The sequence below is a fragment of the Mycobacterium sp. NGS57 genome, from assembly GCF_059812405.1.
In genome coordinates this window covers 1-23,451 of record NZ_JCALCP010000016.1, presented here as the reverse complement: position 1 = coordinate 23,451, position 23,451 = coordinate 1, and the positions used below count along the sequence as shown (strand labels likewise).

10 protein-coding genes and 2 pseudogenes are annotated in these 23,451 nt (G+C 72.6%); all 12 read right to left on the bottom strand.

Going from position 1 to position 23,451, the window contains the following annotated elements; all coding sequences use genetic code 11:
* Positions 1-3 precede the first annotated feature (3 nt).
* Positions 4-6,363 carry a type I polyketide synthase gene (locus AC5Y43_RS23220; protein WP_499976442.1) on the bottom strand — a complete coding sequence of 2,120 codons (6,360 nt, stop codon included), beginning with the start codon at positions 6,361-6,363 and terminating at the stop codon, positions 4-6.
* A 32-nt stretch (positions 6,364-6,395) separates the two neighbouring features.
* Positions 6,396-12,800 carry an SDR family NAD(P)-dependent oxidoreductase gene (locus AC5Y43_RS23215; RefSeq protein ID WP_499976440.1) on the bottom strand — a complete coding sequence of 2,135 codons (6,405 nt, stop codon included), beginning with the start codon at positions 12,798-12,800 and terminating at the stop codon, positions 6,396-6,398.
* 161 nt (positions 12,801-12,961) lie between these two features.
* Positions 12,962-14,023, bottom strand: coding sequence for a type III polyketide synthase (locus tag AC5Y43_RS23210; protein ID WP_499976439.1), 1,062 nt, complete (start codon positions 14,021-14,023; stop codon positions 12,962-12,964).
* 88 nt (positions 14,024-14,111) lie between these two features.
* The gene (argH, locus tag AC5Y43_RS23205; RefSeq protein ID WP_499976571.1) at positions 14,112-15,524 is read right to left on the bottom strand and encodes an argininosuccinate lyase; all 1,413 of its coding nucleotides are present in this window, start codon (positions 15,522-15,524) and stop codon (positions 14,112-14,114) included.
* 79 nt (positions 15,525-15,603) lie between these two features.
* Positions 15,604-16,803, bottom strand: coding sequence for an argininosuccinate synthase (locus AC5Y43_RS23200; RefSeq protein WP_499976437.1), 1,200 nt, complete (start codon positions 16,801-16,803; stop codon positions 15,604-15,606).
* 14 nt (positions 16,804-16,817) lie between these two features.
* Complete coding sequence (locus tag AC5Y43_RS23195; RefSeq protein WP_499976435.1) at positions 16,818-17,321, bottom strand: arginine repressor; 504 nt, start codon at positions 17,319-17,321, stop codon at positions 16,818-16,820.
* Positions 17,318-18,244: an ornithine carbamoyltransferase gene (argF, locus tag AC5Y43_RS23190; protein ID WP_499976433.1), complete on the bottom strand. Its 927-nt coding sequence runs from the start codon at positions 18,242-18,244 to the stop codon at positions 17,318-17,320. Before argF ends, AC5Y43_RS23195 begins: the two co-directional genes overlap by 4 nt.
* On the bottom strand, positions 18,241-19,377 hold the full coding sequence (locus AC5Y43_RS23185) for an acetylornithine transaminase (protein WP_499976568.1): 1,137 nt from the start codon (positions 19,375-19,377) through the stop codon (positions 18,241-18,243). The genes argF and AC5Y43_RS23185 overlap by 4 nt, the downstream gene beginning before the upstream one ends.
* A 26-nt stretch (positions 19,378-19,403) precedes the next feature.
* Entirely contained in the window at positions 19,404-20,285 is an 882-nt protein-coding gene (gene argB, locus AC5Y43_RS23180; protein ID WP_499976431.1) for an acetylglutamate kinase, read from the bottom strand.
* Positions 20,282-21,493, bottom strand: coding sequence for a bifunctional glutamate N-acetyltransferase/amino-acid acetyltransferase ArgJ (gene argJ / locus AC5Y43_RS23175; protein ID WP_499976429.1), 1,212 nt, complete (start codon positions 21,491-21,493; stop codon positions 20,282-20,284). The genes argB and argJ overlap by 4 nt, the downstream gene beginning before the upstream one ends.
* Positions 21,490-22,549, bottom strand: a pseudogene (gene argC / locus AC5Y43_RS23170) (N-acetyl-gamma-glutamyl-phosphate reductase). The gene argJ and the pseudogene argC overlap by 4 nt, the downstream one beginning before the upstream one ends.
* A gap of 118 nt (positions 22,550-22,667) precedes the next feature.
* Positions 22,668-23,451 (bottom strand): annotated as a pseudogene (locus tag AC5Y43_RS23165) (hypothetical protein); the annotation flags it as partial.

The window sequence follows — 23,451 nt, the reverse complement described above, 5'->3', positions numbered from 1 at the left end:
GAGCTACGGCCCGACTTCCTCGTCGAGGATGGCGAAAAGCTCTGCCTCGGTGGCGGTTTCGATGTCGTCGTGAAAGTCGTCCGGAAAGTCCTCGTAGAACTTGTCGTCGGGGTCGGAGTCGGGGTCGGGTTGGGGCTGCAGGGCGGCCAGCAGCGCCTGGACGCGCGCGCTCAGCTGGTCTTTGTCCGCGGGGGTCCAGCCCGGCTGGTCGATCAGCGTTTGCAGTTCGCCCGCGACGTCGTTGAATCGGGCCAGGCGGTCCGGCGCCGCATCGGTGGCGCCACCGGCCAATTCGGTGTCGAGGTGTTCGGCCAGCGCCGAGGGCGTGGGGTGGTCGAAGATCAGCGTGGGCGACAGCGTCAGCCCCGTCGCGGCCTTGAGCCGGTTGCGCAGCTCGACCGCGGTCAGCGAGTCGAACCCGAGGTCGCCGAAGTCGCGGTCGGCGTCGACGCCGGCGTGCCCGAGCACGGTGGCGGCGTCGCCGCACACCAGATCGACGAGCTCGCGGTGCCGCTGCTCGGCGGTGAGCCCGTGCAGGCGCGCGCGCAGCCCCGACGCCGAGGCCGCCGCGGCGCCCGCGTCGGCGATGACGCGACGGTTCGGGCGGGCCGCCAGCCCGCGCAGCAGCGGGGGCAGCGCGTCGCCGGCGCGGCCCAGCGCCGCCGTGTCCAGCCGGGTGGCCACCAGTACCGAGCGGTCGGCCAGCATCGCGTCGTCGAAGAGGGCCAACGCCTGCCGGCTGGACAGCGGCGCCAGCCCGGCGCGGCTCATGCGGGCCCGGTCCGCGTCGCCGAGGTGCCGCGTCATGGCGCTGGGCTGCTCCCACAACCCCCACGCCACCGACGTCCCGGTCAGGCCGTGGGCGCGCCGGTAGGCGGCCAGCGCGTCCAGGAAGCTGTTGGCCGCCGCGTAGTTTCCCTGGCCCGGGGCGCCCACGATGCCGGCCATCGACGAAAACATCACGAACGCCGACAGATTCAGGTCCTTGGTGAGCTCGTGCAGGTTCCAGGCGCCGTCGACCTTGGCCCGCAACACCGCGTCCAGCCGGTCGGGGGTCAGCGAGGTGATCAGGCCGTCGTCCAGCACGCCCGCGGCATGGAACACCCCACGCAGCGGATGGGCCGTCGGCATTTGGTCGAGCAGCGCGGCCACCGCGACCGGGTCGGCGACGTCACAGGAGGCCACCGTGACCGACGCGCCGGCTTCGGTCAGCTCGGTCACGAGTTCGGCTGTGCCGCCGGTCCGTTCGCCGCCGCGGCTGACCAGCATCACGTGCGGAACCCGGTAACGGCCGACCAGGTGGCGGGCCAGCGCCGAACCGGCCATGCCGGTCCCGCCGGTGATCAGGGCCGTTCCCCCGGCCAGCCCGCCGGGACCGTCGGGCAGGGTGAGCACCACCTTGCCGATATGGCGGGCGTGGCTGACGAACCGGTAGGCCTCGGGGGCGTGCCGCACGTCGAAAGCCTTGACCGGCAACGGCGTCAGCGTGCCGGCGGCGAACAGGCTCATCAATTCGGCCAGCATCGCCGCGATGCGGTCGGGGCCGGCCTCCATCAGGTCGAACGCCCGATACCCCACGCCAGGGTGTTGCCGCGCGATCAGGTCCGGGTCGCGCAGGTCGGTCTTGCCCATCTCGACGAACCGGCCCCCGCGGGTCAGAAGGCGCAGCGACGCGTCGGTGAACTCGCCGGCCAGCGAGTTGAGCACCACGTCGACGCCGGTCCCGCCGGTGGTGGCCAGGAACTTCTCCTCGAACCCGAGCGTCCGCGAGTCGCCGATGTGGTCGTCGTCGAAACCCATGGCGCGCAACGTGTCCCACTTGCCGCGGCTGGCGGTGGCGAACACCTCCGCGCCCCAGTGCCGCGCCAGCTGCACCGCGGCCATCCCGACCCCGCCGGCGGCGGCGTGCACCAGCACCCGCTGCCCCGCGCGCAGCCCGGCCAGATCCGACAACCCGTACAGCGCGGTGAGGAACACCACCGGCACCCCGGCGGCCTGGGCCAACGACCAGCCCGCCGGGACCCGGGTGAGCAGGCGCTGGTCGACCACCGCCTCGGAACCCGTCAGGCCCACGATCCCCGTCACCGCGTCGCCGACGGCCAGGCCGGTCACGCCGGGCCCGGCCTCGACGACCAGCCCGGCGCCCTCCGCGCCCAACTCGGCCGCGCCGGGATACATGCCCAGCGCCACCAGCACGTCCCGGAAGTTCACCCCGGCGGCCGCGATCGCCACCCGCACCTGCCCGGCGGCCAGTTCGGCCCGCGGGCGGGGCTGCACCACGAGCTCCTCGAGCGTCCCCGACTCTCCCGCCGCCAGCCGCCACTCCCCCGGCGGCAGCGCCAGCAGCGGCCCGACCCGGGCCGGCGCCAGCCGCGGCGCATACACCTCGCCGGCGCGCACCACCAATTGCGGTTCGCCACCGTCGATCACGGCGTTCATGTCGTCGAGGTCGAGCGACCCGTCCGAATCCACCAGGACCACCCGGCCGGGGTGCTCGGCCTGCGCCGAGCGCACCAGCCCCCACACCGCCGCGGCGGCCGGGTCGGTGACCTCCCCGTCGCTCAGCCCGACCGCCCCGTGGGTCAGCACGACCAGCACGCCCGCGGTGTCGGCGGCCAGCCGGGACTGCAACACGCCCAGCGCCTCGTGCGTGGCGGCGTACACCGAAGCGGGCGGGCCGCCCTGGGACCCCAACTCCCACACCGTGACCGGGGCGCCCGCGGCGTCGGGCTCCAGCGGCGCCCAGGCCAGCTCGAAGAGGCCCTCACCCGAGGTGCGGGCCGCCCCCGCCGACAGCTGCCCGGGCGACACCGGCCGAAGAGCCAACTCCCGCACGGTCAGCACGGGCAGGCCCGCCGCGTCGGCGAGCTCCAGCGAGACCCCGCCGGCGCCGGCCGGGGCCAGCCGCACCCGCGCCCGCGGCGCGCCGGCCGCGTGCAGGCACACGCCCTGCCAGGAGAACGGCAGGACGGCGTGGGCGTGTTCGTCGTCCATCCCCAGCGCGTGCAGGGCCGCGTCCAGCAGCACCGGGTGGATGCCGTACCCGCCGACGGTCACCCCGGCGGCCGGCGGCACGGCGACCTCGGCGTAGATCTCCCCGCCCCGCCGCCACATCGCCTGCAGGCCGCGGAAGGCCGGGCCGTAGTCGTAGCCCAGTTCGGCCAACCGGTCGTAGCCGCCGGCCACGTCCACCGGCGTCGCCCCGGCCGGCGGCCACACCGACAGCTCGGCGGAGGGTTGGATGGGGTCCACGCTCAGCTCGCCCTCGGCGTGCAACACCCAGCCCGAATCCGCATGCAGGCCCGCCGAATACACCGCGACCGGCCGGCGCCCCGACTCGCCCGCCACCCCGACCACCACCTGCACGCGCACCCCGCCGGTCACCGGCAGCAGCAGCGGGGCCGACAGCGTCAGCTCCTCGACCACCGAGCAGCCGACCTCGTCGGCGGCGCGCAGCACCAGCTCGACGAACCCGGCGCCCGGGAACAACACCGTGCCGGCCACCGCGTGGTCGGCCAGCCACGGCTGGGCGACCGTCGACAGCCGGCCCGTCAGCACCACGCCGCCGGAGTCGGGCCGCTCCACCACCGCGCCCAACAAGCCGTGCTCGGTCCCCACCAACCCCGACGCGCCCACGTCGCTGGTGCCGACCAGCTCGGCCGGTAGCCAATACCGGCGCCGCTGAAAGGCATAGGTGGGCAATGGAATCCGTCGCGGGTTCAGGTCTTCGAACGTCGCGGCCCAGTCGACGGCGCGGCCGGCGACGAACAGGTTCGCGGCCGCGCGCAGCACCGAATCGATCTCGGGGCGGTCCTTGGCCACCGACGTCACCGTCGGCGTGGTCGATGCCTGGGCCACCGACGCCGTCAGGGCGGCGCCCGGGCCGACCTCCAGGAACACCCCGGCGCCCAGCGCCTCGGCCGCCCGCACCCCGTCGAAGAAGCGCACCGGCTCGCGCACGTGCCGCACCCAGTACGCCGCCGACCCGTACCCCGGCCCGGCCGGCTGACCGGTCACGTTGGACACCAACGTGATTCGCGGCTCACCGGGCTTGACGTCCGCCACCACCGCGGAAAACTCGTCGAGCACGGGATCCATCAACGCCGAGTGGAACGCGTGCGAGACCGCCAGCCGGTGCACACGCCGGCCGCGCTGCGCCAGCCCGCCGGCCACCGCGTCGACCGCGGCCCGCTCACCGGACACCACCACCGCGTTCGGGCCGTTGACCGCCGCGATGCTCACGGCGCCGGTCAGCAGCGGGGCCACCTCGGCCTCGTCGGCGGCGACGGCGACCATCACGCCGCCGGCGGGCAGCCCCGCCATCAACCGCCCGCGCGCCGCCACCACGCGCGCGGCGTCGGGCAGCGACAGCACCCCGGCCACGTGCGCGGCCGCGAGCTCGCCCACCGAGTGGCCGAGCACCACGTCGGGCAGCACGCCCCACGACCGCCACAGCGCCGCCAGCGCCACCTCGACGACGAACAGCGCCGGCTGGGCAAACTCGGTGCTCTGCAACAACTCCGGGTTCTCGCCCCACATCACCTGGCGCAGCGGCAGCCGCAGGTGGGCGTCCACCGCCGCGGCGGCCTCGTCGAAGGCGGCGGCAAACGCCGGGAAACGCCCGTGCAGCGCGGCGCCCATGCCGAGCGATTGGGAGCCCTGACCGGGGAACATGAACACCGTCTGGCCCGGCGACCGCGCGATCCCCACCGCCGCGTGCGCCGGGTTGCCGGCGGCCAGTTCTGCCAAGGCTTCGCGCAGCGCTTCGCGATCGGCGCCGACGAGGACCGCCCGATGCTCGAGGGGCGACCGCGTGGTGGCCAACGACCAGCCGACGTCGGCGGCGGCGGCATCCGTGTCCAGGTGCGTCAACAGACGCGCCGCCTGAGCGGCGAGCGCCGGTTCGGATCGAGCCGAAACCACCCACGGCACAACGGGATTGGAGTCGTCGCGTTCAGGCGTAGGATCTTCCGGCCTGTCGGGGGCCTGTTCGACGATCACGTGGGCGTTGGTGCCGCTGATCCCGAACGACGACACCCCGGCCCGGCGCGGGCCGCCCGGCCGGGCCGGCCAGCGGCGGGGCTCGGTCAGCAGCGACACCGCGCCCGCCGACCAATCCACATGCGGCGTGGGCTCATCCACGTGCAGCGTCTTGGGCATCAGCCCGTGCCGCATCCCCTGGATCATCTTGATCACCCCGGCCACCCCGGCCGCGGCCGAGGTGTGACCGATGTTGGACTTGATCGATCCCAGCCACAGCGGCCGGTCCGCCGGCCGGTCCTGCCCGTAGGTCGCCAGCAGCGCCTGGGCCTCGATCGGATCGCCCAATACCGTTCCGGTGCCGTGCCCCTCGACCACGTCCACGTCGGCGGTGGTCAGCCCGGCGTCGGCCAGCGCCGCGCGGATCACCCGCTGCTGCGACGGCCCGTTGGGGGCCGTCAGCCCGTTGGAGGCGCCGTCCTGATTGACCGCCGACCCGCGCAGCACCGCGAGCACCGGATGCCCCAGCCGCCGCGCGTCGGCCAGGCGCTCCAGCACGAGCACGCCCGCGCCTTCCGACCACGACGTGCCGTCGGCGGCGCCGGCGTACACCTTGCACCGGCCGTCGGGGGCGAGCGCCCGTTGCCGGCTGAACTCGACGAACGCGGCCGCGGTGGCCATGACCGTGACGCCACCTGCCAGCGCCAGATCGCACTCCCCCGAACGCAACGCGTGCGCCGCCAGATGCATGGCCACCAACGACGACGAACACGCCGTGTCCACCGACACCGCCGGGCCCTCGAGCCCCAGCACGTAGGACACCCGGCCCGAGGCCACGCTCAGCGTGGAGCCGGTAAGGCCGTAACCCTCCAGCTCGCCCTTCACCTCGCCGCCGTAGCCGGCGTGGATGACCCCGGCGAACACCCCCGTCGCTGAGCCGCGCAGCCCCAGCGGGTCAATCCCGGCCCGCTCCAACGCTTCCCAGGACACCTCGAGCATGAGCCGTTGCTGCGGGTCCATCGCCAGCGCCTCGCTGGGCCCGATGCCGAAGAACCCCGCGTCGAAGTCGCCGGCGTTCTGCAGGAAACTGCCCTGGCGCATGTACATCTTGCCCGGCGCGTCGGGGTCCGGGTCGTACAGTGCGTCGACGTCCCACCCCCGGTCGGCGGGAAAGTCGCCCACCGCGTCGCGGCCCTCGACCACCAGCTGCCACAAGGCTTCCGGCGAATCCACCCCGCCGGCGTAGCGGCAGGACATGCCGACGATCGCCACCGGCTCGGACAGCTTGCCCTCGAGCTCGGCGAGCCGCCGCCGGGCCCGGCGCAGGTCGGCGGTCAGGCGCTTGAGGTAGTCGACGTGCTTGGAGGTATTCGGGTCCGTCATATCTCGAGCCATTTCCGGGTCATTCCTGATGCTCAGATTCCGAGCTCATCGTCGAGGATCGCGAAAAGTTCGCTTTCGTCGGCGGCGTGCAGATCCTGGTCGAGCTCGTCGAGCCGTTCCGGCTCGGCACGGTCGGCGGGCGCGAGGTTGGCAAGCAGATTGTGGATGCGGGCGCTCAGCCGCGCTTTGTCGTCGGGCTTGCAGTCGGGCGCGTCGAGCAGCGCCTGCAGTTCGCGGACGATGTCGTCGAAGCGGGCCATCAGGGCCGGCCGGTCGGTGGTGGTGGCCAGTTCGGCGCCGAGGTGGTCGGCGAGGACGGCCGGCGTGGGGTAGTCGAAAATCAGAGTCGGCGAAAGGGTAAGCCCGGTGGCGGTTTTCAGCCGGTTGCGCAGTTCGACGGCGGTCAGGGAGTCGAAGCCGAGTTCCTGGAACGCCCGGCCGGGCTCGACGTCCGCGCCGCCGGGCAGGCCCAGTACGGTCGCTGCGTTGCCGCGCACCAGCTCGACCAGTTCGTGCCGGCGCGCCTCCGGGCTCAGCCCGTGCAGGCGTGCCTTGAGGCCGGTCGTCGACGCGGTGACCTCGGCCTCGGCGACGACGCGACGGCCCGGGCGTCCGGCCAGCTCGCGCAGCAGCGGGGGCAGCCCGTCGGCGTTGTCGGACAGGGCGGCTCGGTCCACCCGGACGGCGACCACCACGGGGCGCTCCACCAGCAGCGCGGTGTCGAACGACTCCAGCGCCTGCTCAGTGGACAGGGCCGCCAGCCCGATCCGGCCGATCCGGGCCTTGTCCCGCTCGCCCAGGTGCGCCGTCATCGCCGAGGACTGTTCCCACAGCCCCCAGGCCACCGACAGACCCGGAAGACCGTGCGCGCGTCGATGCGCGATCAACCCGTCGAGGAAGCTGTTGGCTGCCGCGTAGTTGGCCTGGCCCGGTGTGCCCACGGTCCCGGCCATCGACGAAAACACCACGAACGCGGCCAAATTGCGGTCCCGGGTCAGCTCGTGCAGGTTCCAGGCCCCGTCGACCTTGGCCCGCAACACCGCGTCCACCCGGTCCGGTGTCAGCGAGGAGATCAGCCCGTCGTCCAGCACCCCGGCCGCGTGCACGACCGCGCGCAGCGGGTAGTCGTCCGGCAGCTGTGCGAGCATCGCGGCCACGGCCGAGCGGTCGGCCACGTCGCAGGCCGCCACCGACACCTTGGCCCCGGCCTCCTCCAATCGGCCCACCAGCTCCGCGACGCCGTCGGCGCGCGCTCCGGCGCGGCTGGCCAGCACCACGTGCGCCACCCCGTAGCGCTCGACGAGGTGGTGGGCCAGCGCCGAACCGGCCATGCCGGTGCCGCCGGTGACGACGACGCTGCCGCCGGCCAGCCCGCCGCCGCAGCCGCTGAGCGGCCCGCCGGGCCCGTCGGGGATCGTCAGTGCCACCTTGCCGATGTGGCGCGCCGAGCTGACGAACCGGTAGGCCGCCACGGCGCACCGCACGTCAAACGTAGTGAGCGGCAACGGTTCCACGGCGCCGTCGGCCAGCAGTTGCAGCGCCTCGGCCAGCATCGCCGCGGTGCGGTCGGGGCCGGCCTCCATCAGGTCGAACGCCCGATACACCACGCCCGGGTGTTGCTGCGCGATCAGGACCGGGTCGCGGGGATCCGTCTTGCCCATCTCGATGAACGGGCCGCCGCGGGTCAACAGGCGCAACGACGCGTCGGTGAACTCGCCGGCCAGCGAGTTGAGCACCACGTCCACGCCCGCCCCACCGGTGGCGGCCAAAAACTTCTCCTCGAACCCGAGCGTCCGCGAGTCGCCGATGTGGTCGTCGTCGAAACCCATGGCGCGCAACGTGTCCCACTTGCCGCGGCTGGCGGTGGCGAACACCTCCGCGCCCCAGTGCCGCGCCAGCTGCACCGCGGCCATGCCCACCCCACCGGTGGCGGCGTGCACCAGCACCCGCTGCCCCGCCCGCAGCCCCGCCAGCACCGCCAACCCGTACAGCGCGGTCAGGAACACCACCGGCACGCCCGCGGCCCGCACCAGGGACAGCCCCGCCGGCACCCGGGTGACCAGGCGCTCGTCCACCACCGCCTCGGAACCGACCACCCCGAGCAGTCCCATCACCGGGTCGCCGACGGCCACCCCCGTCACGCCCGGCCCGGCCTCGACGACCACCCCGGCGCCCTCGGCCCCGAGCTGGCCGCCGCCGGGATACATGCCCAGCGCCACCAACACATCCCGGAAATTCACCCCGACCGCGGCCACGGCCACGCGCACCTGCCCCGCCCCCAATTCGGCTTGCGGCCCGGGGCGCACCACCAGGTCCTCCAGCGTGCCGCCGCGTCCGGCGTCCAGCCGCCAGCCCCGCGCCGGCAGCCGCAGGACCGAGTCGGCCGCCACCGGGGCCAGCCGGGCCGCGTGGACCACACCCGCGCGGATCACCAATTGCGGCTCGGCGCAACCGATCACCGCCGAGACCTCGACCGAGCCGTCGGAGTCGATCAGCACCACCCGGCCGGGGTGTTCGGCCTGCGCCGAGCGCACCAGCCCCCACACCGCTGCGCCCGCCAGGTCGGAGACGTCCTCGCCGGGCAGTGCCATGGCGCCGCGGGTGAGGACCGCCAGCACCCCGGACCCGTCGCCGGCCAGCCAGGATTGCAACACGCCCAGCACCTCTGTGGTGGCCGCGTGTACCGAACCCACCACGTCCGGGTCGGCGTCGGCGAGCTGCCACACCGCAATGTCCTCGCCAAAGACGTTGTCCGCCGCGGTGATCGGCGCCCATACCACCTCCAGCAGCCCCTCGGCGGGGGCCGGAGATTGCCCGGCCGCCGACAGCTGCCCCGGCGACACCGGGCGCATCACCAGCGACCGCACCGACAACACCGGCAGCCCCGCCGCGTCGGCCAACTCCACCGCCACCGCCTCGGCGCCCGCCGGCGCTATCCGAACGCGCGCGCGGGTGGCGCCGGCCGCGTGCAGCGACACGCCCTGCCAGGAGAACGGCAACACGGTCGGGGCGCCTTCCGCCGCCACCCCCACGGCATGCAGCGCCGCGTCGAGCAGCACCGGGTGCAGCCCGAACCCGCCGGCCTGCGCGCCCGCCTCCTGCGGGACGTCGACCTCGGCGAAGGTCTCGTCCCCGCGCCGCCACATCGCCCGCAGGCCGCGAAACGCGGGGCCGTACTCATAGCCGCGCGCCGCCAGGCGGTCGTAGGCGCCGCCGACGTCCACCGCGGCGGCACCGACAGGCGGCCACACCGACAGGTCCGCGGAAGGCGTGACCGCCCGTTCGCCCAGCACGCCCTGCGCGTGCAACACCCATTCCGAACCCGGTTGGGCGCCAGCCGAATACACCGACGCGTCCCGTCGTCCGGATTCGTCGGGCGCGCCGACCACCACCTGCACCCGCACGCCCGCGGTCGCGGGCAAGACCAGCGGTGCGGACAGGGTCAGCTCCTCGATCGCCCCGCAGCCGACCTCGTCGCCGGCCCGGACGGCCAACTCCACGAAACCCGTCCCGGGGAACAACACCGTCCCGGCCACCGCGTGCGCGGCCAGCCACGGCTGAGCCGCCACCGAAAGCCGGCCGGTCAGCACGACCCCACCCGAATCGGGCCGTTCCACCACCGCGCCCAGCAGGGCGTGCCCGGCGCCCGCCACGCCCAGGCCGCCGGCATCGCCCGACACCGCCGACCCGTCCGCCAGCCAGAACCGCCGCCGCACAAACGCGTACGTCGGCAGGTCCACCCGTCGCCCGCTGGCCAGGGCCGGCCGCCAATCCACCGCGGCGCCGGCCACGTGCGCCCGCCCGGCGGACAGCCAAAAGCGTTGCAGCCCACCATCATCGCGTCCCAGCGATGGAACGACGACCGCGTCGTCCCCGAAACCGGCATCGGCCAGCGTGTCCTCGATGCCGGCGATCAGCACCGGGTGGGGGCTGGATTCGACGAAGACGCGATGCCCCGCGCCGGCCGCGCTGCGCACCGCCGCGTCGAATTGCACGGTCTGGCGGATGCTGCGGAACCAGTAGTCGGCGTCCAGGCCGGCGGTGTCCATACGCCCGCCGGTCACCGTCGAGAAGAACGCGACCGAAGACGACCGCGGCGCGATGCCGGCCAACGCGCCGGCGAGCGGCTCGCGGATCGCGTCGACGTGCGCGGAGTGCGACGCGTAGTCCACGTCGATGGCGCGGGCACGGATATCCTCGGCCTCGCAGCGCCGCATCAGCTCGCCCAGGGCATCCGGATCGCCGGACACCACGACCGCCGAAACACCGTTGACCGCGGCGACATTCAGCCGATCCCCCCACTCGACCGCCAACTCCCGCGCCCGCGCCGGCCCGCAGGCCAGCGACACCATGCCGCCCGCGCCCGACAGCCCCACCAGCAGCCGGCTGCGCAGCGCGACGACCCGGGCGGCGTCTTCGAGCGACAGCGCGCCCGCCACGCACGCGGCCGCGATCTCGCCCTGCGAATGCCCGATCACGGCGTCGGGGACCACGCCCAGCGAGCGCCACAATTCGGCGAGCGACACCATCACCGCCCACAGCGCGGGCTGCACCACGTCGACGCGATCCAGCCCCGGCGCCCCCGGCGCGCCGCGGATGACGTCGAGCAGCGACCATTCCACGTGCGCGGCCAGCGCGTCGTGGCAGCGCCGCAGCTGCTCGGCGAATACCGGTGAGGTGTCGAGCAACTCGGCGCCCATGCCGGCCCACTGCGAGCCCTGCCCGGGAAACACGAACACCGTCTTGCCCACCGGCCGCGCCCGGCCGGTCACCACGTTCGCGCCCGGCTCACCGCCGGCCAGGCCCGCCAGGCCGGCGGCCAATTCGTCGGGAACACTGCCGACCACCACCGCGCGATGGGCGAACGACGAGCGCGTCGCCACCAGGGACCATCCCACGTCCACCGCACGCAGGCCCGGATCGGCGCTCACGCGTGCGAGCAGCCGGGCGGCCTGCTGCGCCAGCGCCTCGGGTGAGCGGGCCGACAGCACCCACGGGGCGGCCGCATTATCACCTTGCACCCCAACGCTTTCCGGGGCAACCTCTTCCAGGATCACGTGCGCGTTGGTGCCGCTGATCCCGAACGACGACACCCCCGCGCGCCGCGGCCGGTCCTGCGCAGGCCAGGCGCGCGGCTCGGTCAACAGCGACACCGCCCCGGCCGACCAATCCACATGCGGCGTGGGTTCGTCCACGTGCAACGTCTTGGGCATCAGGCCTTGCCGCATCGCCTGCACCATCTTGATGACGCCGGCGGCGCCCGCCGCGGCCGACGAATGCCCCATGTTCGACTTGATCGACCCCAGCCACAGGGGCCGATCGGCCGGCCGGTCCTGCCCGTAGGTGGCCAAAAGCGCCTGAGCCTCAATGGGATCGCCCAGGGTGGTGCCCGTGCCGTGGCCCTCGACCAGGTCCACGTCGGCCGCGCCCAGCCGCGCGCTGGCCAGCGCCGCCCGGATCACCCGCTGCTGCGACGGCCCGTTGGGCGTCGCCAGCCCGTTGGAGGCGCCGTCCTGATTCACCGCCGACCCCCGCAGCACCGCCAGCACCGGATGGCCCAGCCGCCGGGCGTCGGCCAGCCGCTCCAGCACCAGCACGCCGACGCCCTCGGAGAAGCCGGTGCCGTCGGCCGCCCCTGCGTAGGCCTTGCAGCGCCCGTCGGCGGACAGCGCTCGCTGCCTGCTGAATTCGATGAACATCGCCGGCGTCGCCATCACGGTCACGCCGCCGGTCAAAGCGAGGTCGCACTCGCCGGACCGCAACGACTGCGCGGCCAGGTGCATCGCCACCAGCGACGACGAGCACGCGGTGTCCACCGACACTGCGGGACCCTCCAGCCCCAGCGAGTAGGCCACCCGTCCGGACGCCACGCTCAGGGTGGACCCGCGCAGCCCATAGCGTTCCAGGTCACGGGGCACCCGGCCCTGCCCGCCGTAGGAACCGTGGAACACCCCGGCGAACACGCCCGTGGGCGAGCCGCGCAGCGCGAGCGGGTCGATGCCGGCCCGCTCCAACGCCTCCCACGACACCTCCAGCAACAGGCGTTGCTGCGGATCCATCGCCAGCGCCTCACTCGGCGCGATCCCGAAGAACCCGGCATCGAAATCGCCGACGCCGGACAGAAATCCGCCGCACCTCGCGTAGGACTTGCCCGCCGCGTCGGGGTCGGGATCGAACAGGTCCGCCAGGTCCCAGCCGCGATCCGCCGGGAACTCCGAAACCACGTCGCGGCCCTCGGCCACCATCTCCCACAGGGCCTCCGGGGAGTCCACCCCGCCCGGATACCGGCAGGCCATCCCCACCACCGCGACCGGTTCGGTCGCCAGATAACGGCGGTTTTCCCGCTTCAGCCGCTCGTTTTCCTTCAGTGATCGGCGGAGCGCCTCGACGAGCTCATCTTGGGTGCTGTTCACGCGACCCGGCCTCTCGTCAGTCATCCGAACGGGGGTCGGGGACGGCTTCTCGCTCAGCCCCCCGAAACCCCCGAACAAACCCCCGACCACGCTCCCGCCGCATCATCGCCATCACTTGCCTCGATGCCCCACCAGCAACGGGCGATCCCCTACGGTACGACGAAATATCCACGAGCACAGCAAAATCAGTGCCACTGCAGCAGCACGAGTTCGGAACAGAATCCCGGGCCCATCGCGAGCATCAGCCCGGGGCTCTCGCTGGGCGGCGGTTTGGCCAGGGTGTCCCGCAGCACGTGCAGGACCGACGCCGACGACAGGTTGCCGATCTCGCCGAGCGAGCGCCACGTCAGCTCCAGCGCCTGCGGCGACAACTCGAGCGCCGCGACGATCGCCTCGATCACCTTGGGACCGCCGGGATGGCTGACCCAGCCGCCGATGTCGGCGACGCTCAGCCCGTGCGCGCCCAGAAACGACGTCACGTCGTCGGAGATGTACTGCTCCACGACCGCGGCCACGTCCTTGGACAGCACCAGCTCGAACCCGGCGGCGCCGACGTCGTAGCCCATGGTGCGCAGCGAATCCGGATACAGGTGGCTGCGCGAGTCCACGATGGTGGGCCCGCGCGCGCCGATCTGGTCGGCGCGGCGCTCACCGGTGGCGACCACCGCCGCGGCGCCGTCGGCAAACAGCGCGCTGCCGACCATGCCGGCCAGCGACGGCTTGTAGCCGGGGTAGGTCATCGAGCACAACTCGACCGAGACCAGGGCCGCGACGCCGTCCTCGGCCCCCCGCAGATAGTCGTGCAGGCGGGCCACGCCAGCCGCCCCGGCCACGCAGCCCAGGCCGAACAGCGGCATCCGCCGCACGTCGTCGCGCAGCCCCAGCCGCCCGGCGATGCGCGCATCCAGCGACGGGACGGCGATGCCGGTGACCGTCGTGGTGACCAGCACGTCGAGGTCCGAAGGCCGCAGGCCCGCCTCGTCGAGCGCGCCCGACAGCGCCTCGCAGCCGAGGTCGACGGCCTTGTCGATGAAGATGCGGTTCGCCCGGCCGAAGTCCTTCAGCGCGGGATACCGCTCGAGCGGCTGGACCAGGTGGCGGCTGTTGACCTTGGCGCTGGTGTGCAGCTGCCGGACGATGTCCTCGTAGCCCTCGAATTCGGGAATGCCGACGAAGAAGTCGGTGAGCTCGCGCTGGGAGTAGCGGTACGGCGGCAGGGCACCGAATACGCCGGCGATGACGCTCATAGGTCCCATCCCTTGGTGACGACGATCGGGGTCGAACGGTTCAACCTGCTCGCAGGCTGGAAGCTTAGTCTGCCGGAAACGGCGAAACTCAGCTACCTAGCCGGTCCTTGAGCCCGGCGGCGGCGGCCAGGACGGCGTCGAGCTGCTCGGCGACGCGGCTCGGCGCGGTCCCGCCCCGCCCGTCGCGCGAGGACACCGAGCCCTCGATCGTCAGCACCTCGCGGACCTGCGGCGTCAGCTCCGGGCTGATGGCGGCCAGCTCGTCGTCGGTGAGCTCGTCGAGGCCGACGCCGCGGTGTTCGGCGGCGCGCACCGCCGCCCCGGCCGCCTCGTGGGCGGACCGGAACGGGACGCCTTGGCGCACCAGCCATTCCGCGATGTCGGTGGCCAGGGTGTAGCCGGCCGGGGCCAGGGCGGCCATCCGCTCGACGTTGAACGTCAGGCTGGCCACCAGGCCCGCCATCGCCGGCAGCAGCAGCTCCAGCTGGGCCACCGCGTCGAACACGGGTTCCTTGTCTTCCTGCAGGTCACGGTTGTAGGCCAGCGGCTGGGCCTTGAGTGTGGCCAGCAGCCCGGCCAGGTTCCCGATCAACCGGCCGGCCTTGCCGCGGGCCAGCTCGGCGATGTCCGGGTTCTTCTTCTGCGGCATGATCGAGCTGCCGGTGGACCAGGAGTCGTGCAGGGTGACGTAGCCGAACTCGGTGGAGCTCCACAGGATGATGTCCTCGGCCAGCCGGGACAGGTCGACGCCGATCATGGCGAAGACGAACGCGGCCTCGGCGGCGAAGTCGCGGGCCGCGGTGGCGTCGACGGAGTTGTCGGCGGCGGCGCGAAAGCCCAGTTCCGCGGCGATCGCGTCGGGGTCCAGGCCCAGCGACGAGCCGGCCAGCGCTCCAGACCCGTACGGGGACACCGCCGCGCGCCGGTCGAAGTCGACGATGCGGTCCACGTCGCGCAGCAGCGGGTGCGCGTGCGCGAGCAGGTGCTGGGCCAGCAGGATCGGCTGGGCGGACTGCAGGTGGGTCTTGCCGGGCATGATGGCCGCCGGGTGCGCGGCGGCCTGGGCGGCCAGCGCGCCGACGACGTCGAGCGCGCCCTGGGCGACGCGGCGCACGGCGTCGCGCAGCCACATCCGGAACAGGGTGGCCACCTGGTCGTTGCGCGAGCGCCCGGCCCTCAAGCGGCCGCCGAGGTCGGCGCCGACCCGGTCGATCAGCCCGCGCTCCAGCGCGGCGTGCACGTCCTCGTCGGTGACCAGCGGGGTGAAGCTGCCGTCGGCGACGTCGCCGGCGAGGCTGTCCAGTCCGGCCAGCAGCCCGTCGCGCTGGTCCTCGGTGAGCAGCCCCGCCCGGAACAGGATCACGGCGTGGGCGCGCGAGGCCACGATGTCGTAGGGCGCCAGCACCCAGTCGAAGTGCGTGGACTTGCTCAGTGCGGCCAGCGCGTCGGACGGGCCGTCGGCGAAGCGGCCGCCCCACAGCGATCCCTCGCGGGTGCTCACTTTTCTGTGCCGAACAGACACAAAAGCACCTCTGCGCCCGGCGTGTCGGGTGCTTTTGTGTCTGCTCGCCGGAGAACGGTCATGTGGCCTGGTCCCGGCGGGCCGCGATCTTGGAGCTCAGCCCGTGCACGTAGACGAAGCCCTTGGCGGCCGACTGGTCGAAGCTGTCGCCCTCGTCGTAGGTGGCCAGGTTGAAGTCGTAGAGCGACTCCGCGCTGCGCCGGCCGTTGACCGCGATGTGGCCGCCGTGCAACACCATCCGGATCTCGCCGGTGACGCGCTCCTGGGTCTTGGCGACGAACGCCTCCAGCGCGGTCTTCAGCGGCGAGTACCACAGCCCGTCATAGACGAGCTCGGCCCAGCGCTGGTCGGTGTGCCGCTTGAACCGGGCCAGTTCGCGCTCCAGGGTCACGTGCTCGAGCTCGGTGTGGGCGGTGATCAGCGCCATCGCGCCGGGTGCCTCGTAGATTTCGCGGCTCTTGATGCCCACCAGTCGGTCCTCCACGACGTCGAGGCGGCCCACCCCCTGCGCGCCGGCGCGGGTGTTGAGTTCCTCGATGGCGCCCAGCATCGAGACCGGACGGCCGTCGATGGACACCGGCACGCCGCGCTCGAACCCGACGATCACCTCGTCGGGGGTGCTCCAGTTCAGGGTGGGGTCTTCGGTGTAGGCGTAGATGTCCTTGGTGGGGGCGTTCCAAAGGTGTTCCAGGAAACCGGTTTCCACCGCGCGGCCCCACACGTTCTGGTCGATCGAGAACGGCGAGCGCTTGGTGACGTTGATCGGGATGGCGTTCTCCTCGGCGAACGCGATCGCCTTCTCCCGCGTCCAGGCGTAGTCGCGGACGGGTGCGAGCACCTCCAGATCCGGTGCCAGCGAAGCGAATCCGACCTCGAAGCGGACCTGGTCGTTGCCCTTGCCGGTGCAGCCGTGCGCGACGATGCTGCCGCCGTGCTCGCGCGCGGCCACCACCAGGTGCTTGACGATCAGCGGCCGGCTGATCGCCGACACCAGCGGGTAGCGGTCCATGTACAGCGCGTTGTTCTGCACGGTCGGCAGGCAGTAGCCCTCGGCGAACTCGTCGCGGGCGTCGACGACGACGGCCTCCACGGCGCCGCAGTCCAGCGCACGCTGCCGGATCACCTCCATGTCCTCGCCGCCCTGGCCGAGGTCGATGGCCACCGCCACCACCTCGCGGCCGGTCTCCTTGCCGATCCAGCTGATCGCCACCGAGGTGTCCAGCCCGCCGGAATACGCCAGGATGACGCGTTCTGACATGAACCAATCTCCTTTTACTTGAGGTTCTCCAGGGTGGTGGCCAGCTCGGCGCCGGTCATCGGCTCGCGAGCGGCCACGAAGACGGTGTCGTCGCCGGCGATGGTGCCGACGACGTACGGTAGCGCCGCGCGGTCGATCGCGCTGGCCAAATAGTTTGCGCCGCCGGGCGGGGTACGCAGCACCGCGAGGTTGGCGCTGGCGTCGGCGGACACCAGCAGCTCGCCCAGCAGCCGGGACAGCCGCGCGGTGCCGCCGGTCACGCCCCGCACCGGGCTGCCGTCCTCGGGAACGATGTAGACGCCGACGCCGCCGTCGGCGCCGCGCAGCTTGACCGCGCCGAGTTCCTCGAGGTCGCGCGACAGGGTGGCCTGGGTGACGTCGATGCCCTCGCCGGCCAGCCGGGCCGCCAGTTCGCTCTGGCTGCTGATCGACGACGACGACAGGATCGCCACGATGCGGTCCTGCCGACCGGCGCGAGTCGTTTCGACAGGGGTGGTCTTCGGGCCGCCGCGCGTCATCGCGATCGCTCCAAAAGCCAGACCAGTAGCGCCTTTTGGGCGTGCAGCCGGTTTTCGGCCTCGTCCCAGACCGCACTGGCCGCGCCGTCCATCACCTCGTCGGTGATCTCGTCCCCGCGGTGGGCCGGAAGGCAGTGCAGCACAACGGCTTCCGGGTCCGTCAGCCCGACGAGCCTGGTGTTGAGCTGGAACGGCCGGAACGGCCCCACCCGGTCCAGCCCGTCGCCCTCCTGGCCCATCGACGTCCAGGTGTCGGTGACCAGGACGTCGGCGCCCTTGGCCGCGGCGTCGGGGTCGGCGGTCAGCGTGACCGAGGCGCCGGTGTCCTCGGCGCGGTTGCGGGCGGCGGCCACCACGGCCGGGTCGGGCGCGAACCCCTCGGGCGCGGCGACGGTGACGTGGACGCCGGCGGTGACCCCGCCCAGCAGCAGCGACTGGGCCATGTTGTTGGCGCCGTCGCCGAAGTAGCTCAGCCGCAACCCCTTCAGTGACCCCTTTTGCTCGGCAACGGTCTGCAAATCGGCCAGCACCTGGCACGGGTGGAACGCGTCGGACAGCGCGTTGATGACCGGCACGGTCGCCGTGGCGGCCATCGCCTCGAGCCGGTCCTGCCCGAAGGTGCGCCACACGATGGCGTCGACGTAGCGGGACAGCACCCGCGCGGTGTCCTGCAGGGTCTCGTCGCGGCCGAGCTGGGTGCTGCGGCCGTCGACGACGACGGCGTGCCCGCCGAGCTGGGCGATGCCCACCTCGAACGAGAACCGGGTGCGGGTCGAGTTCTTGTCGAAGATGACCGCGACGCCGCGCGGCCCCTCCAGGGGCCGACGGGCGAACGGGTCCTTCTTGAGTTCGGCTGCCAGCGTGATGATTTCGGCCTGCTCGGCCGGCGACAGGTCGTCGTCGCGCAGGAAGTGTCTGGTCATCGTTCGGCCCCGTCCAGGATGGCTGGCAGCGCTTCGACGAAGCCGTCGAGCTGGGCCTCGGTGATGATCAGCGGCGGCGCCAGCCGGATCACGTCGGGCGCGGCCGCGTTGACCAGGAAGCCGGCGTCGCGCGCGGCCGCCTCGGCCTCCTTGGCGTGCGGCGCGGTCAGCACCACCCCTTGCAGCAGCCCCTTGCCCCGCACGTGGTCCACCAACGGATGGCGCAGTTCCTCGATGCCGTGACTCAGCGTCTTGCCCAGCATCGCGGCGCGGGCGATCAGGTCGCCGTCGGCCAGCGCCTTGAGCACCCCCAGCGCGGCCGCGGTGCAGACCGGGTTGCCGCCAAAGGTGCTGCCGTGCAGTCCCGGAGTGAGCAGTTCGCCGGCTGCCCCGACGGCCAGGCAGGCACCGATCGGCAGCCCGCCGCCCAGGCCCTTGGCCAGCGTCACCACATCGGGGGTGATCCCGTCGTGTTGGTGGGCGTAGAAGGCGCCGGTGCGACCCACGCCGGTCTGCACCTCGTCGAGCACCAGCAGCGCGCCGTGGCGGGCGGTGACCTCCCGCGCGGCGGCCAGGTAGCCCTCGGGCGGGACGACGACGCCGCCCTCCCCCATGATCGGTTCGAGGAACACGGCCGCGGTGGCTGAATCGACCGCCCCGGCAAGGGCTTTGGTGTCCCCGTAGGGCACATGGGTGACATTGCCCGGCAACGGCTCGAATGGCGCCTGCTTGGCAGGCTGACCTGTCAGCGCCAGCGATCCCATCGTCCGGCCGTGGAATGCCCCTTGGGCCGCAACGACATTCGTCCGCCCGGTCAGCCGGGTGATCTTGAAGGCCACCTCGACGGCCTCGGTTCCCGAGTTGCAGAAGAAGACCCGGGCGGGCGCGCCGAGGTGCTCGACCAGCGCCTCGGCGAGCGTGATACCCGGCTCGGTGGCATACAGATTCGACGTGTGGCCCAGCGTGTTGAGCTGGGTGGTGACCGCCTCGATCAGGGCCGGGTGCCGGTGGCCGAGGACGTTGACCGCGATGCCGCCGAGCAGGTCGACGTAGGCCTTGCCGTCCGCGTCGGTGACCACCGCGCCGTCGCCGCTGACCAGCGACAGCGGCGGCGTGCCGTAGTTGTTCATCATGACGGTTTGCCACCGGTCCGTGAGACTCACGCGTTCACCACCTTGGTGCCGGTGCCCGCGTCGGTGAAAAGCTCGACCAGCACGCAGTGTTCGACCCGCCCGTCGATGACGTGCGCGCTGGGCACGCCGCCGGTGACGGCGCGCAGGCACGCCTCGACTTTGGGGATCATGCCCGCCTCCAGCGTGGGCAACAGTTGCGCCAGTGTGGCGGTGTCGATCTCGCTGACCAGCGAATCGCGTGCCGGCCAGCTGGTGTAGAGGCCTTCGACATCGGTGAGCATCAGCAGCTTTTCGGCTCCCAGGGCTTCGGCGAGCGCCGCCGCGGCGGTGTCGGCGTTGATGTTGTGGACCACGCCCTCGGCGTCCGGAGCGAGTGTCGAGACCACCGGAATGCGCCGGGCCGCAATCAGATCCAGCACCGCCGCGGTGTTGACCAGCTCGACGTCGCCGACCAGGCCGATGTCGGTGGCCACGCCGTCGACGGTGACGCTGCGCCGCACGGCGGTGAACAGCTGCGCGTCCTCGCCGGTGATGCCCACGGCATACGGTCCGTGCGCGTTGATCAGGTTGACCAGCTCGCGGCCCACCTGCCCGAACAACACCATCCGTGCCACGTCGAGGACTTCCGGTGTGGTGACCCGGAATCCGCCCTTGAAGTCGCCCTCGATGCCGAGTCGGTGCAGCATGGCGCTGATTTGCGGTCCGCCGCCGTGCACGACGACGGGATGGATGCCGCAGTTGCGCAAAAACGCCATGTCGGCGGCGAAGGCGTGGCGCAGGGTGTCGTCGGTCATGGCGTTGCCGCCGTACTTGATGACGACGATCTTGCCGTGCAGCTGCTTGAGCCAGGGCAGGGCCTCGGCGAGCACCTGGGCCTTGATCTGGGTGGGAAGCGTGCTGGTGGTCATGAGCTGTAGGCCGAGTTCTCTTCGACGTAGCCATGCGACAGGTCGGTGGTGCGAATGGTGGCCCTGCCGTCGCCGAGCTGCAGGTCGACGGTGATGTCGATGTCGGCTCCCGACAGGTCCACCTCGCGTGCGCCCGGCACCGGAACACCGTCGGCGAAGACCGTGAAACCGTTGAACGACACCGTGATCCGATCGACGTCCAGGGCGACGGGCGCCATGCCGACGGCGGCGAGCACGCGGCCCCAGTTGGGGTCCGAGCCGAACACGGCGGTCTTGACCAGGCTGTCGCGGGCGATGGTGCGCGTGGCGACCAGCGCGTCGTCGTCGGAGACCGCCCCGGCGACGGTGACGTTCACGCGCTTGGTCACGCCCTCGGCGTCGGCCTGCAGCTGGGCGCACAGGTCGTCGCAGACCCGCAGCACCGCCTCGTCGAGGTCGGCCTGGGACGGGGTGACCTCGCTGGCCCCCGACGCCAGCAGCAGCACGGTGTCGTTGGTCGAGCAGGCCCCGTCGATGTCGAGCCGGTCGAAGGTGACCGCGGTGGCGCGGCGCAACGCCCCATCCAGCGCGTCCGGCGCGACGGCCGCGTCGGTGGTCAGCACGCACAGCATGGTGGCCAGCGACGGGGCCAGCATGCCCGCCCCCTTGGCCATCCCGCCGAGCGTCCAGTTGTCCGGATGGTGCAGCGCAACCTGTTTGGGCACGGTGTCGGTGGTCATGATGGCGTGCGCGGCGTCGTCGCCGCCGGTCAGCCCGCCGGCCATCTCGTGCACGATCTCGCGGACCCCGGCGAGCACCTTGTCCATCGGCAGCCGGTCGCCGATCAGCCCGGTGGAGCACACCGCGACCTCGATGGCCCCGGTCTCGGTCCCCCAGTCCGACAGCGCGGCGGCGACGGCCTCGGCCGTGGCGTGGGTGTCCTGGAAGCCACCGGGTCCGGTGCAGGCGTTGGCGCCGCCGGAGTTGAGGATCACCGCGCGCAACTGCCCGGTGGTCAGCACCTGCTGGCTCCACAGCACCGGCGCGGCCTTGACCTTGTTGCGGGTGAACACGCCGGAGGCCGCGCAGTCGGGTCCCTCGTTGAGGACCAGCGCCAGATCGCGCGCTCCGGAGGCCTTGATCCCGGCGGCGATCCCGGCGGCCCGGAACCCGGCCGGGGCGGTGACGCCCTGCTCGCGCAGCAGCCGCGCCTCGTTTGTCCCGGTCACGGCGCGACGCCGATCACCGAAAGTCCCTCGGTCTCAGGCCAACCCAGCGCCAGGTTCATCGACTGCACCGCGGCGCCGCCCGTTCCCTTGACCAGGTTGTCGATCGCGGCGATCGCCACGAACGTCTCGGCGGCCTCGTCCACCGCCACGGCGATGTGCGCGGCGTTGCTGCCGAGCACCGATCCGGTGCGGGGAAGTTGGCCCTCCGGCATCAGGTAGACGAAAGGTTCGGCGTGGTAGGCCTTTTCGTAGGCCTCCCGCAGCTGCGACAGCGGCGCCCGGGTGCGCGCGGTGCAGGTGGCCAGGATGCCCCGGGAGGTGGGGATCAGCACCGGGGTGAACGACACCGCGACGTCGCGGTCGGTGACGGCCCGCAGCCCCTGGGCGATCTCGGGCGTGTGCCGGTGCGCGCCGCCGATGTTGTAGGCCCGCGCCGACCCGATGAGCTCCGCGCCGAGCAGGTCGGGCTTGGCCGCGCGACCGGCCCCGGACGCGCCGCTGACGGCGACGACGGTGACCGCGGGCTCGATGAGGCCCTCGGCCATGGCCGGCAGCAGCGCCAGCAATGCCGAGGTCGGGTAGCAACCCGGGACCGCGATGCGCCGTGCGCCGCGTAGCCGGTCGCGCGCGCCGGGCAGTTCGGGCAGCCCGTACGGCCAGCTGCCGGCATGCGCCGTCCCGTAGAAGCGCTCCCAGGCGGCGGCGTCGGTGAGGCGAAAGTCGGCGCCGCAGTCGATGATCACGGTGTCGGAGCCGAGTTGTTGGGCCAGCGCGGCCGAATGACCGTGCGGCAGGGCCAGGAACACCACATCGTGACCGTCGAGGGTGGCGGGTTCGGTGGGCTCGACCACGCGCTGCGCCAACGGGATCAGGTGCGGATGGTGTTCACCCAGCGCGCTGCCCGCGCTGGCGGCGGCGGTCACGGCGCCGATCGCGAGCCGGCCGTCGGCGTGTGCGGGGTGCCCGAGCAGGAGCCGGAGGATCTCCCCGCCCGCGTAGCCGGTGGCGCCGGCAACCGCCACCCTCAATACGTCGGCCATTCCGACGATTCTGCATGGTTATGCAGTAGTTTGCAAATCCATTCCACCGGCGGCGTGCGCCCAGGAGGTCGGATCGGTCAGGGTTCCGCTTCGGAAGAGCCCGGACCGCCCGACGCCTCCTGGGCGCCACCGGGTCAGGTGGTGACCCCGATACCCAGGCTGGCGTTGAGCGCGGCCTGCAGGGAAAGCGCGAGGTCCCGCAGGGCGAGGTTCAACGACGCCGCCAGGTTGCCTCCGGTTTGGGCCAGCGCGTTGGCTGCGCCCGAAATGCCGCCCGCCAGGGACTGGCTCAGCCCGATGAAGCCCGGGAAGGCCACGTCCAGGCTGGACGAGACACCGCCGAACAGCGCCGAACCGATCTGAGCGGCCGTGTCGCCCCAGATGGTGGCCAGGGCGTTGCCCGTGCCGGCCAGACCGCCCAGGCTCGCCGCCAGGCCGCCGCCCAGGGCCTCGCCCGCACGGACCAGGCCCGAGAGGCCGCCCGTCAGGCCGGCGGCCAGGGTTGCCCCACCTTGGGCCAGGCCGTTCAGGGCCCCGCCGAGGCTGGCCCCCAGAGCGGCGTTGATCGTCAGGCCCAGGTTCGGCAGGGTCAGCGCGGGCAGATTGGCCAGGAAGTTGGCCGCCAGCGTCTCGCCCGTCTGAATCGCTCCGTTGATGCCCGCGGCGAAGTTGGTTGCCAGCGTCTGACCGGTCTGAATCAATCCGGACAAGTTGGCTCCGAGAGTCAGGCCGCCCGACAACATCGCGTTGAGCGACGCGCCAAACCCGTTCAGGGACGCACTGATCGAGCCGCCCAGCCCATTGAGCGCCGCGTTGATGTCGGCACCCAGAGCCGGCAGGTTCGGCAGCGTGAACGCCGGCAGACCCGGGAACGTGATCGGCGGCAGGCCCGGCAACGCCAACGTCCCGTTCAGCAGC